Raw genomic sequence first — 11,695 nt, 5'->3', positions numbered from 1 at the left:
CTCTGCGCAGACAGCAGGATTTGCAGAACATGCAATAATCGGCGTGTGAGTCCATCCGGTGAAGGCCTGCGCGAGCGCAGGCGCCGCCAGACGCGGCAGGAGATCCACACCGCGACGCTGCGGCTGGCCCGGGAACACGGCTTCGACAAGGTCACCATCGAGATGATCAGCAGCGAGGCCGGCGTTTCACCGCGCACGTTCTTCAACTACTTCCCCAACAAGGAAGCGGCCGCGGTGTTCGGCCCCCAGGACCTGTCCCCCGGCCCGACCGCCGAGTTCGTCGCGGCCGGACCCGCGCGGCCGGGGGAGGTGCTCCGCGACCTCACCGGGCTGCTCCTGCGGGAACTCGCCGGGAACCCGCCGCTCCGGCGGGACATGCACGACGTCTTCGCCCTCGCCCACGAGCACCCCGGCGTCCTGGCCGCGATGCTGGCGCAGTTCGACGCCTTCGGGGAGACCGTCGCCGCGACGGTCGCCGAGCGGATGGGACGGCGCCCCGGCGACGAGGTGCCGAACCTGATCGCGGCGGTCGCGCTGACCGCGGTGCGCTCCGGACTGGAGCGCTGGTCGCGCGACGAGCCGGCCGACAGCGAGGACTCCCCCGTCCCGTACGTCGAGCGCTCGGTGAACCTCCTGCACACCCTTCTGGCGTCCTGACTCCCGGGGCCCGGAGCGGAGGCGAACCGGCGTCCCGTCCGGCCCCGTCCCACCCGTCCGGCCCCGTCCCACCCGTCCTTCCGTCCGCCACGACCTCTGGAGTATCCGCATGAGGGACAGCACCGTCCCCCCGGCAGCCGCGGAGGAGCAGCAGGCCGCCGGGCTGCCCCCGCACTTCGGCCTGATATTCGCCGGTCTCATGGTCGCGATGCTGCTCGCCTCGCTCGACCAGACGATCGTCGGCACCGCGCTGCCGACGATCGTCGGCGAGCTCCACGGCGTGAAGCACATGGCCTGGGTGACCACCGCCTACATCCTGGCCGCGACCATCGCCATGCCGGTCTACGGCCGGCTGGGCGACCTGATCGGCCGCAAGGCCCTCTTCCTCAGCGCCATCACCGTCTTCATCGCCGGCTCCGTCGTCGCCGGTCTCGCCCAGGACATCGAGACGCTGATCATCGGCCGGGGCGTCCAGGGCCTGGGCGGCGGCGGGCTGATGATCACCTCCCAGGCGATCGTCGCCGACCTGGTGCCGCCGCGCCGGCGCGCCAAGTACATGGCCCCGATGGGCGCCGTCTTCGGCCTGTCGGCCGTCGTGGGCCCGCTGCTGGGCGGCTGGTTCACCGACAGCGTCGGCTGGCGCTGGTCCTTCTGGATCAACCTTCCCCTGGGCTTCCTCGCCCTCGCCGTCTGCGCCTTCGCCCTGCGGCTGCCCCGCAAGAGCGTGAAGGTCCCCGTCGACTACCTCGGCATCGCCCTGATGGCCACCGCCGTCACCTGCACCGTGCTGGTCGCCGACTGGGGCGGCACCGACTACGCCTGGTCCGACCCGCTCGTCGTGGGCCTCATCGCCGGCGGCGTCCTGGCCTGGGTGCTGTTCCTCCTCTCCCAGCGCCGCGCCGAGGAGCCGATCATCCCCCTGCGGCTGTTCCGCAGCCGCATCTTCAACATCGCCACCCTGCTCGGCATGCTGGTGATCGGCGTCGGGATGTTCGCCGTCGTCGGCTACCTGCCGACCTACCTGCAGATGGTGTACGGCAAGAGCGCCACCGAGTCCGGGCTGCTCCTCATCCCCATGGTCGTCGGCATCATGGGCACCGCCATCCCGTCCGGCCACCTGATGAGCCGGAACGGCCGGTACAAGGTCTATCCGATCGTCGGCACGGCCGTCGTCATGGTCACGGCGCTGCTGATGTCCACCATGGACACCGAGACCCCGCTCGCCCTGGTCTGCCTGTACGTGTTCCTGCTGGGCACCGGCGTGGGCATGATGATGCAGACCCTGGTCCTGGCGGTCCAGAACGACTTCCCGGTCTCCGACGTGGGCACCGCGACCTCGGCCAACAACTTCTTCCGGGAGATCGGCGCCACGCTCGGCGCCGCGGCGGTGGGCGCGGTCTTCACCCACCGCCTCACCGAGCAGCTCGCCGACCGCCTCGCGGGCCAGGCCGCCGGGGCGGCGGGCGACACCGACTCCCTCACCCCGGCCCTGGTCCAGGCCCTGCCCGAGCCCGTGCGCGAGGCGGTGGTCCTCTCCTACCAGGAGGCGCTGACCCCGGTGTTCGCCTATCTGGCGCCGCTCTTCGCCGTGGGCCTCGTCCTCGCCTTCCTGCTGCCGGAGAAGAAGCTCTCCAACAGCAACACGGAAGAGGGCGGCCCCTTCCCCGCGGACGCTCCGGAGGACGGTCCCGCCCCGGAGGGAACGGAGATCCCGGGAGGGGCGGAGGGAACGGAGGGCCGCGAGGACACCAGGGAGAAGGACCTCTCCCCGAACTGACCCGCGGAAGAGACGCAAACGGCGGGACCGCCGCCCCTCCCGGGGCGGCGGTCCCGCCGTTTCCGCCCGTGCGCGGAGTGCCCGGCCCGCGCCGGGGGAGGATCGGGGAATGACGGACACCCCTGTGGACATCAGCGCCATCATCGTCGACTGCGCCGATCCCGAGCGGCTGGCCGCGTTCTGGTCGCGGCTGCTCGGCCGTCCGGTCGCGGGACGGACGGGCCCGTACGTCTGGCTCGCCCGGGGCGGCGGCCCACTGGTCGGCTTCCAGAGGACCGCCGGCCCGAAGACCGGGAAGAACCGCGTCCACCTCGACCTCGCCTCCTCCGACCCGGTCGCCGAGCGGAGGCGGATCGAGGCGCTGGGCGGCCGGTACCTGGAGGAGTACGCGGAAGGGGGCTTCCTCGTCATGGCCGACCCGGAGGGGAACGAGTTCTGCGTCATCCCCCGGGGCCCGGTGGGCCTGGACGGCGACGGCCGCGCGCACTACCTCGACGGCCGCGGCGCGTCCGGGCCCGCCTGAACCGCCGGCGCGGCCTCCTGGCATCATCGACGGGCCACACGGTGAGGAGCGCGGCAAGGCGCTCCCCGACCAGGAGAGAGTGCTCGTGCACGGCTTCGTACGACGTGTCCTGCTGTCCGCCGCCCTGTCCGGCGCCGTCGCGGCCGGCGCGGCCTGCGGTCCGGCGGACGACGCCGGGCAGGGCGGTCCCCCGACCGCCGCGGAGCTGGCCGCCGCACTGCCCGAGGGCGACGACCTCCCCGGCTTCACCGCCCGGCCGCAGGACATGCCCCTGCTGGAGAAGGAGGACGTGGTCACGGCCGACGACCCCGCCTGCCGGCCGGTCTCCGACATGATGAGCGTCCGCCCCGAACACCCCCGCCGGGCGATGGTCTGGGCCACGCTCACCGCGGACGGCGCGCCCGCCGACGCGCCTCCCGGCAGCCTCGTCCTCACCAGCCACACCGCCGGCGACGCCCGGGCGTGGCTGGACGACCTCCGGAAGGCCCTCTCCGAGTGCGAGGGGTTCACCGCCACCTCCCGGCGCGGCTGGACCTACCGGTTCACGGTGAAGCCCCTCCCCCCGCCGGACGCGGGCGACGAATCCGTCGCGTACGTCCTGACCAACACCTCCGACATCGGGGGGAAGGGCAACGTCATGACCGTCGTGCGCACCGGAAGCGTCCTCGCCTCCTACCTCCTGAGCCGGGACACGGAGTGGTCCGGAGCCGTGCCGGCGTCCGTCGCCGGGCCGCAGCACGAGAGGCTGCGGGACGCCGGGGCAGGACGCTGAGCCCCGCGGTCCCGCCGCCCCGCGGCCTCCCGGCGCCCGCGCGCCCGGCCGGGCCGCTCCCCTCACGGGCCGGCCTCCGGTCCCGGGCGCACCGCCGGGCGCGGTGCGGGACACGGCACGGGCGTCAGGCCGGCCGGTCGCCGGTTCCCGGGCCGCCCAGGATGCCCCGGTCGTAGCCCACGGCGACGGCGGCGGCACGGTCGCCGACGCCCAGCTTCGCGTAGAGGTGGGTGAGATGGGTCTTGACCGTCGCCTCGCTGATGAACAGCAGACGGGCTATCTCACGGTTGGGGGCGCCCTTGGCGACGAGGGCGAGGACCTCGCGTTCGCGGGCGCTGAGCGGCGTCCCGGTCCCGTCCCGCGGCGCGCGGACCCGGGAGACCAGGCGGGAGGCCACGGCCGGGGAGAGGACGGTGCGGCCCTCGGCCGCGGCGCGGACCGCCGCGAAGAGGTCCTCCCGCGGGGCGTCCTTGAGGAGGTAGCCGGTGGCGCCCGCCTCGATCGCGGGCAGCGTGTCGGAGTCGGTGTCGTACGTGGTGAGGACGAGGACGTTGCTCCGGACGCCCCTGCGGGCCAGTTCGGCGATGGCCTCCACTCCCCCGCCCCCCGGCATCCGCAGGTCCATCAGGACGACGTCCGGGTCGAGCCGCACGGCGAGCTCGACGGCCTCGACGCCGTCGGCCGCCTCGCCGAGCACCTCGAACCCGGGGGACGCCGCGAACATGCCGCGCAGCCCGTCGCGGACGACCGGGTGGTCGTCGACGACGAGGAGGGTGACGGTCCGTCCGGCCGGTTCCGCGCGCTCAGTCATGGCGCACCAACGGTACGCGAACCGACACCGCCGTGCCCTGCCCGGGCTCCGACTCGATGCCGACGGTCCCCGCGAGGCGTTCGGCGCGGGCGCGCATGCCGCCGAGGCCGAATCCGCCGGAGGCGGTGCGCGGCGGCGGGACCGCCGGGTCGAAGCCGCGGCCGTCGTCGCGCACGTCCAGGGTGACCTCGTCGTCCATGTAGGAGAGGGTGACGCCGACGCGGTCGGCGCCGGCGTGCCGGGCGGCGTTGGCCAGGGCCTCCTGGGCGATGCGCAGCAGGGTCGCCTCGATCTCGTCGTGCAGGGGCTCCGCCGTGCCGGTGACGGTGAACTCGGCCCGTGTGCCGGTCTGTTCGCCCCATTCGGCGACGGTCTTCTCCAGGGCCTCGGGCAGTGCGTCGTGCGCCAGGGCGGTGGGGCTCAGGTTCTGCACGGAGCGGCGGGCCTCGCCCAGGCTCCGGCGGGCCAGGTCCTGCGCCCGCTCCAGGTGTTCGCGGGCGGTGCGCGGGTCCTCGGCGGCGTCGACCGCCCGGAGCTGGGCGATGATCCCGGTCAGGCCCTGGGCGATGGTGTCGTGGATCTCGGCGGCGAGCCGGCGCCGTTCGTCGCCGACCCCCGCCTCGCGGGCCTGCTGCAGGAGCTGGGCCTGGAGGCCGGCGTTCTCCTCGAGGGCCTGCTCCAGCCGGGCGTTGGCGCGTTCCAGCGCCGCGATGGTGGCGGCCCTGGCCTCGGCCGCCTCCGCCTCCCTCATCCCGAGGTGTCCGAAGAGCAGGGCGAGTCCGGCGTTGAGCGCGTACAGCGCGCCGAGGGCCACCCACTGCGTCGCCGACCCCGGTGGCAGTCCGCCCGACTGCGAGCCCGCCATCGTCAGGGCCGTGGCGAACAGCCCCGGCCGGACCCACCGCGCGGGCAGCAGTTCCTGCGCGTCGAAGTAGCCGATCACCGCGTAGATCGCGAAGAACGGGTTCAGCCAGGAGAGGAGGAACGCCAGCACGGTCCGCGCGGTGTAGTAGGCGCGCGCCGCCGGGTCCTGTTCCGGCCGGCCGGGGCGCGTCCGGGTCCACCACAGTTCCAGGGCGAGCGCGGTCGCGGCCAGCACCCCGGCCGGGTACGTCTCGGCGGCCGTCATCATGTGGCCCGCGGTGGCCGCGGCCATCGCGGTGCCGAGGGCCAGCAGCCCGTAGGGGCCCCAGCGGAAGAACATCTTCCACCCTTCGGCGGGGTTCGGGGCCGGCGCCGGGAGCTGATCGGTCGTCATGGCGGACAGCATGCCGTACACCGCTCCCCGGTCACTCCCGGTTCACTCCCATCTGAACCAGCGGACCGCGACGCCGGTCAGCAGGACCGCCCACAGCGCGGGCACGCCCAGGTGCGACCAGGCCGGCCAGTCGCCCGCGGCGGCCTGGTCCAGCGCCCGGGAGGCGGCTCCGAAGGGCGACAGTTCGACGATGCGCCGCAGCAGGTCGGGCATGGTCTGCACGGGGGCCCAGACGCCGGCGGTGAACATCGCGGGGAAGAAGGCGACCGTGCCGATCGTCTGCGCGGTCTTCACCGTGCGGGAGAGGGCGGAGACGGCGGCGCCGAGGGCGAGCCCGGCCGACACGGTGAGGACGACCGTGAGCAGGTGGCCGGCGGGCTGCTCCGGAAGCGCGACGCCGAAGGCGAGCCGGCCGACGGCGAGGGCGATCACGACGGAGATCAGCGCCGCTGCTCCGTGCAGCGCGATCTGCGCCGCCAGCAGCGCCCCCGGGCGCACCGGCGTGGTGGACAGCCGGCGCAGGATGCCGCGTTCGCGGTAGCCGGTGAGGGTGTTCGGCAGTACCTGCACGCCCGCCACGATCGCGGACAGCAGCACGGCTACGGGGACGTACAGGTCGATCACCCTCAGTCCGCCGAGGTCCTCCGACGGCTCCCGGAAGGCCGGGACCAGGCCGAGCACGGTCAGCAGGAGGGGCGGGAAGGCGATGATCCAGAAGAGGCTGCCCGGTTCCCGGAGGAAGAGCCGGGTCTCGGACTTCAGGACGGCGAGGGAGGCCCCGGGGGCCGCGGGCGCGGTCGTGCCGGCCATCTCAGGCCTCCTTCCGGTCGGCGGTGTCGGCGGTGTCGGTGGTGTCGGTGGTGTCGGCGGTGGGCGCGGTGAGGTCGAGGAAGGCGTCGTCCAGCGTGGCGTCCACGACGCGGAGTCCGCCGGCGACGACGCGGCGCCGGGCGAGCAGCGACAGCAGCTCGTCGACGGTCTCGTCGGTGCCGGTGAGCTGGACGCGGCCGCCCTTGCGGGCCACGGAGCCCACGCCGGGAAGCGCCGCGAGTTCGCCGTCGTCGAGCGGACGCGAGGGGGTGAAGGAGACGGCGGTCGAGGCGGCGGCGCGGCCGATGAGCCCGGCCGGGGTGTCCAGGGCGGTGACGCGCCCCCTGTCGACGACCGCGATCCGGTCGCAGAGGCGCTGCGCCTCTTCCATGAAGTGCGTGACGAGCAGGACGGTGACGCCGGAGTCCCGTACGTCCTCGATCAGCTGCCAGGTGTCGCGGCGGGCGCGCGGGTCGAGTCCGGTGGTGAGTTCGTCGAGCACGACGACCCGGGGGTCGCCGACGAGGGCGAGCGCGATGAACAGGCGCTGCTTCTGGCCGCCGCTCAGCTTGGCGAAGCGGGTGCCGAGCCGCTCGGTGAGCCCGAGCCGCTCGGCGAGCGGACGCCAGTCGGCGGGGCGGGGGTGGAAGGCGCTGTAGAGCTCCAGCGCCTCCCGGACGGTGATCTTCGCCTGGAGTTCGCTCTCCTGGAGCTGCGCCCCCAGGAGGAGGGTGACGCGGCCGTGGTCGGCGACGGGGTCGAGTCCGGCGACCCGGACGGTCCCGGCGTCCGGGGTCCTGAGTCCCTCGACGCACTCGACGGTGGTGGTCTTGCCGGCGCCGTTGGGGCCGAGGATCCCGAAGATCTCGCCCTCCTCGACGGAGAAGGAGACCCCGTCGACGACGGTCCTGTCCCCGTAGGTCTTGGTGAGGCCGTTCACTTCGATGACTGGCATGCGTCGAGGATCCCGGGAGCCGGGGGCGCGCGGCATCGGCCGTCACGCTCGAAGACGCATCAGCCGATCGGTCGATGGCGGGGTACGACCGTCCGGCCGCCCGCCGGTCCGCGGCCCCTCCCCCGCACCGGCCGGAGGCGTCCGCCCCGGGGTCCCCGTCCGGCCCGCCGGCGTGCGGGGCCCCGGGCCCGGGACTACGGTGGGAAGCAGGTACGACCGATGCCCCGGAGGGGGGCGACATGGCATCCCGGACTCTGGGCGACACGGCTCTCGCCGGTTTCCGCGCCGGCTTCGCGGGCACCGCCGTCGCACCCGGCGACCCGGCCTACGACGAGGCCCGCACCCTCTTCAACGCGATGATCGACCGGCGCCCGGCCGTCATCGCCCAGTGCGGGACCGTGCGGGACGTCGCCGAGGCGATCCGCTTCGGACGGGAGAACGGGCTGGAGATCGCCGTCCGGGGCGGCGGGCACGGCGTCGCGGGCACGGCCCTCAGCGACGGCGGCCTGGTCGTCGACCTGCGGCGGATGCACGCGGTCACGGTCGACCCGCAGGCCCGGACGGCGCGGGTCGGCGGCGGCGCCACCATGAGCCACCTGGACCGGGCCACCGAGCCCTACGGTCTGGCGACGACCGGCGGCCGGGTGTCCACCACCGGCGTCGGCGGGTTCGTGCTCGGCGGCGGGGCGGGGTGGCTGGACCGCAAGTTCGGCCTGGCCTGCGACAATCTGCTCTCGGTGGATCTGGTGACCGCGGCCGGCGACACCGTCCGTGCGAGCGAGGACGAGAACCCCGAGCTGTTCTGGGCCCTCCACGGCGGTGGCGGCAACTTCGGCGTGGCCACCTCGTTCACCCTCCGGCTGCACCCCCTCCCCCTCGTGACCGCGGCCATGCTGCTGTGGCGGCCCGACGCGGGCCCCGAGGTGGCGCGCGCCTACCGCGACTTCCTGGAGGCCGCCCCGGACGGGGTCGGCGGCGGGTTCTTCTACCTCACCGCGCCGCCCGAGGAGTTCGTCCCCGAGGACATGGCCGGGAAGCTCGCCTGCCAGGTCCTGGTCGTCTACGCGGGCGGGATGCAGGAGACGCGGGACGTGGCCGAGCCCCTGTTCAACCTCGCTCCCGACGCCGAGCTGGCCACGGAGTGCTCCTACGCCGACTTGCAGTGCATGCTCGACGACCCGCCCGGTTACCGCAACTACTGGTCCGCCGAGTACCTCGCCTCCTTCCCGGACCCGGCCGTGGACGTCTTCTGCGCCCGCGCCGCCGACCTGATCGTGCCCTCCCCGTCCCAGCACGTGCTGTTCCCCCAGGGCGGCGCGGTGGCGCGGGGGCCGGCGGAGTACCCGGTTCCGTGGCGCCGGGCGCCGTGGGTGGTCCACCCCTTCGGGCTGTGGGAGGACCCGGCCGACGACGAGCGCGGCAGGCGGTGGGCCCATCAGGTCCGCGCCGACGTCGAGCCGTGGTCCACCGGGGCGGTGTACCTCAACTTCATCGGCCACGAGGGCGAGGACCGCCTCGTCGCCGGCTTCGGCGCCGACAACCACCGGCGGCTGGCGGAGGTGAAGGCCCGGTACGACCCCGGGAACGTCTTCCACCTCAACCACAACATCGAACCGGCCCGGGACGCGGGGGTTGACCTCAAGGGCGCTTGAGGCAACAGGCTGTTCCCATGGATACGGAGACCGTCCGCCGACGGACCCACGAGACCGACACCGGCACCGCGACAGACACCGACACCGACGCCGAGATCCAGGCCGTCCGGCAGGTGGTCGCCGCCGTCCAGCACGCCCAGCGGAACGAACTCGTCGACGAGTTCACCGCCCTGTTCCGGCACGACGCGGTCTGGACGACCGCCCACGGCAGGCGCCTCTTCGGCCGGGACGAGATCGCGGCGTTCACCCGGCGCGTGCTCCCGGGCGCGATGAAGGGCCTGGTCCCCGTCTACGAGGTGGAGCACGTGCTGTTCGTCCGGCCGGACGTGGCCGCCGTCAAAGTCCGCCAGCGGTACCTGACGCCCGAGGGCGAGCCGGCCGAGGGGGAGGCCGAGGGCAGTCCGCTCTACGTCATGGCCAAGGAGGACGGGCGGTGGCTCCTGACCGCCTGCCAGAACACGGCGGTGCTCGACGGGTAGGAGCGGCCCTGCCCCGCCGTACCACCGGCTCCGCGTCCGCCTCCGCCGTCCGGCGCGTGCCGGGGATCACCGGACGGGAAATCACTGGACGGGCCGCACTTCTGCCGCAAATATATGTCTCATGACGCATACTCATTCAGGTTCTGAGGACTCCCCGGCCCCGGCGTGGCCGGCCGGTTTCCGGGCGTACACCGGACACGGCGGTCTGCGCGAGCAGGGCGACGACGTGTCGATCGTCGTCTCCGACCGGCCGTCGGCCAGCGCCGCGGTGTTCACCCGGAGCCGCTTCGCCGGGCCGGCCGTGCTCCTCGGCCGCGCGCACGCCGCCGGACGGAACCTGCGCGCCGTGGTGACGCTGGCGCAGAACGCCAACGTCGCCACCGGGCGCCGGGGACAGGAGAACGCCGCCGAGGTCGTCCGCCGGGTCGCCGCGGTCACGGGCGTGCCCGCGGAGCAGGTGCTCATCGGCTCCACCGGCGTCATCGGGCGCCCGCTGCCGATGGACGCCATCCGCGCGCACTTCGACTCCCTGGAGGGGCGCGGCCTCGCGGCGTTCGAGGCCGCGCCGCCGGACGTGGCGCGGGCGATGATGACCACCGACACCCGTCCGAAGACGGCCGTGCGGACGGTCGGGCCGGCACGCGTCACCGCGGTCGCCAAGGGCGTCGGCATGCTGGAGCCGGACATGGCGACGATGCTCGCCTACGTCTTCACCGACGCCGAGGTGTCCCCGGACGACCTGGACGGCGCCCTGCGCGGCGCGGTGGACCGGACGTTCAACTGCCTGAGCGTCGACACCGACACCTCCACCTCCGACACCGTGGCGGTCATCGCCAACGGCGCGGCGGGCCCGGTCGACCCGGCGGAGTTCTCCGCCGTCCTCGCCGACCTGTGCCTGGACCTCACCCTGCAGCTCGCCCGCGACGGCGAGGGCGCCACCAAGCTCCTGCGCGTCACGGTCGGCGGGGCCCGCGACCGCGGGCAGGCGCTGCGCGTCGCCAAGAGCGTGGTGAACTCGCCCCTGGTCAAGACGGCCGTGCACGGCGCCGACCCCAACTGGGGCCGGGTGCTGATGGCCGTCGGCAAGAACACCGACGACACCGACATCGTCCCGGAGAGGGTCACCGTCCGGTTCGGCGACATCGAGGTCTACCCCGAGGAGCCCGGGGACGGCACGCTCGGCAGGCTCGCCGCCGTGATGCGGCAGGACGAGGTGGACATCGGCGTCACCCTCGGCATCGGAGGCGCCGAGGCCACGGTCTACGGCTGCGACCTGTCCGCCGGCTACGTCCGCGTCAACGCCGACTACACCACCTGACCGGGGCGGGGCGCCGGGGGCGGGGCCGGAGCGGCCCTCAGGTGAACCAGACCACGAGCCGGACCAGATCGCCCCCGTGCCGTTCCGCCAGGGACCGCATGACCGCCCAGGCCGTCCCCCAGTTCTCCTCCCGCACCAGCAGCCGGCGCGTCAGCGGCTCCACCCGGAACAGCAGGTCGCCGTCCCGCCACTCGGTGCCCACCGGGAAGGAGAGGCCGGGGAGGAGGGCGGCACGGGCGTCGAGCCCCGCGACCTCGGCGAACCGGGTGCCCTCGCTTCCCCGCCCCGCCCGCTCCCACTCCCCGCCGGGCGTGCGCCGGTACACGTGGACGTGCGGGTCCGGGGCGGGCAGGGGCCCGTCCCAGTCGACCGCCTCCAGTTCGGCCCAGGTGATCCAGGAGGCGCTGTGCCCGCCGAGCTCCCCGTACTCGGCGCGCGTCCGGTCCGACACGTCCCCGGGAAGACCCCGGCGCTCGGCCGGCGGTTCGCCGGGGCCGCGCCCGCGGACCCCGAACAGGCACCTGAAGGCGTCGTGGTCCTGGTGGTCGCGCAAAAGGTGCTCCAGGTCGGCGACGGCGTGCCAGAACGGTTCGCCGTCGTCGTCGAGCCGGTGGTCGCAGCGGCATTCGACGAAGCCGTTGATGTCCGTGCCCATGGCGGGGCCCCTCCCTCCCCCCCCCCCC

At 74.2% G+C, this 11,695-nt stretch carries 12 protein-coding genes; 7 read left to right on the top strand and 5 right to left on the bottom strand.

All coding sequences use genetic code 11. From position 1 onward, the window contains the following. Positions 1-45: 45 nt before the first annotated feature. The 4 genes from ABD358_RS21965 (at position 46) to ABD358_RS21950 (ending at position 3,729) form a co-directional block, all read left to right on the top strand. Complete coding sequence (locus tag ABD358_RS21965; RefSeq protein ID WP_344632828.1) at positions 46-657, top strand: TetR/AcrR family transcriptional regulator; 612 nt, start codon at positions 46-48, stop codon at positions 655-657. A gap of 109 nt (positions 658-766) precedes the next feature. Beyond that, complete coding sequence (locus ABD358_RS21960; protein ID WP_344632827.1) at positions 767-2,434, top strand: MDR family MFS transporter; 1,668 nt, start codon at positions 767-769, stop codon at positions 2,432-2,434. A gap of 109 nt (positions 2,435-2,543) precedes the next feature. Further along, positions 2,544-2,957 carry a VOC family protein gene (locus ABD358_RS21955; protein WP_344632826.1) on the top strand — a complete coding sequence of 138 codons (414 nt, stop codon included), beginning with the start codon at positions 2,544-2,546 and terminating at the stop codon, positions 2,955-2,957. An 85-nt stretch (positions 2,958-3,042) separates the two neighbouring features. Next, entirely contained in the window at positions 3,043-3,729 is a 687-nt protein-coding gene (locus ABD358_RS21950; protein WP_344632825.1) for a sensor domain-containing protein, read from the top strand. A 124-nt stretch (positions 3,730-3,853) separates the two neighbouring features. Here ABD358_RS21950 and ABD358_RS21945 read toward each other — a convergent pair whose 3' ends face one another. From ABD358_RS21945 to ABD358_RS21930, 4 genes are read right to left on the bottom strand one after another with little or no spacing between them, the layout of a single operon-like run. Continuing rightward, positions 3,854-4,540, bottom strand: coding sequence for a response regulator (locus ABD358_RS21945; protein WP_344632824.1), 687 nt, complete (start codon positions 4,538-4,540; stop codon positions 3,854-3,856). Further along, positions 4,533-5,798, bottom strand: a complete 1,266-nt coding sequence (locus tag ABD358_RS21940; protein WP_344632823.1) for a sensor histidine kinase — start codon at positions 5,796-5,798, stop codon at positions 4,533-4,535. Before ABD358_RS21940 ends, ABD358_RS21945 begins: the two co-directional genes overlap by 8 nt. Before the next feature lie 42 nt (positions 5,799-5,840). Continuing rightward, complete coding sequence (locus ABD358_RS21935) at positions 5,841-6,608, bottom strand: ABC transporter permease (RefSeq protein WP_344632822.1); 768 nt, start codon at positions 6,606-6,608, stop codon at positions 5,841-5,843. Position 6,609: 1 nt separating this feature from the next. Beyond that, positions 6,610-7,563, bottom strand: coding sequence for an ABC transporter ATP-binding protein (locus ABD358_RS21930; protein WP_344632821.1), 954 nt, complete (start codon positions 7,561-7,563; stop codon positions 6,610-6,612). 239 nt (positions 7,564-7,802) lie between these two features. Here ABD358_RS21930 and ABD358_RS21925 point away from each other — a divergent pair, with 239 nt between their 5' ends. The 3 genes from ABD358_RS21925 (at position 7,803) to argJ (ending at position 11,012) form a co-directional block, all read left to right on the top strand. Beyond that, positions 7,803-9,215: an FAD-binding oxidoreductase gene (locus tag ABD358_RS21925; protein WP_344632820.1), complete on the top strand. Its 1,413-nt coding sequence runs from the start codon at positions 7,803-7,805 to the stop codon at positions 9,213-9,215. 17 nt (positions 9,216-9,232) lie between these two features. Further along, the gene (locus ABD358_RS21920; protein ID WP_344632819.1) at positions 9,233-9,694 is read left to right on the top strand and encodes an SgcJ/EcaC family oxidoreductase; all 462 of its coding nucleotides are present in this window, start codon (positions 9,233-9,235) and stop codon (positions 9,692-9,694) included. 121 nt (positions 9,695-9,815) lie between these two features. Next, a complete protein-coding gene (gene argJ / locus ABD358_RS21915; protein WP_344632818.1) occupies positions 9,816-11,012 on the top strand; it encodes a bifunctional glutamate N-acetyltransferase/amino-acid acetyltransferase ArgJ in 1,197 nt (398 codons plus the stop codon). Positions 11,013-11,049: 37 nt separating this feature from the next. On the opposite strand, the gene ABD358_RS21910 is transcribed toward argJ, so the two are convergent. After that, entirely contained in the window at positions 11,050-11,667 is a 618-nt protein-coding gene (locus tag ABD358_RS21910; RefSeq protein WP_344632817.1) for a hypothetical protein, read from the bottom strand. Positions 11,668-11,695: the final 28 nt, after the last annotated feature.

The sequence above is a fragment of the Streptomyces glaucosporus genome, assembly GCF_039533345.1.
GTDB lineage: Bacteria > Actinomycetota > Actinomycetes > Streptomycetales > Streptomycetaceae > Streptomyces > Streptomyces glaucosporus.
The sequence above is the reverse complement of the archived record's forward strand: the minus strand, read 5'-3'. Positions and strand labels throughout refer to the sequence as shown.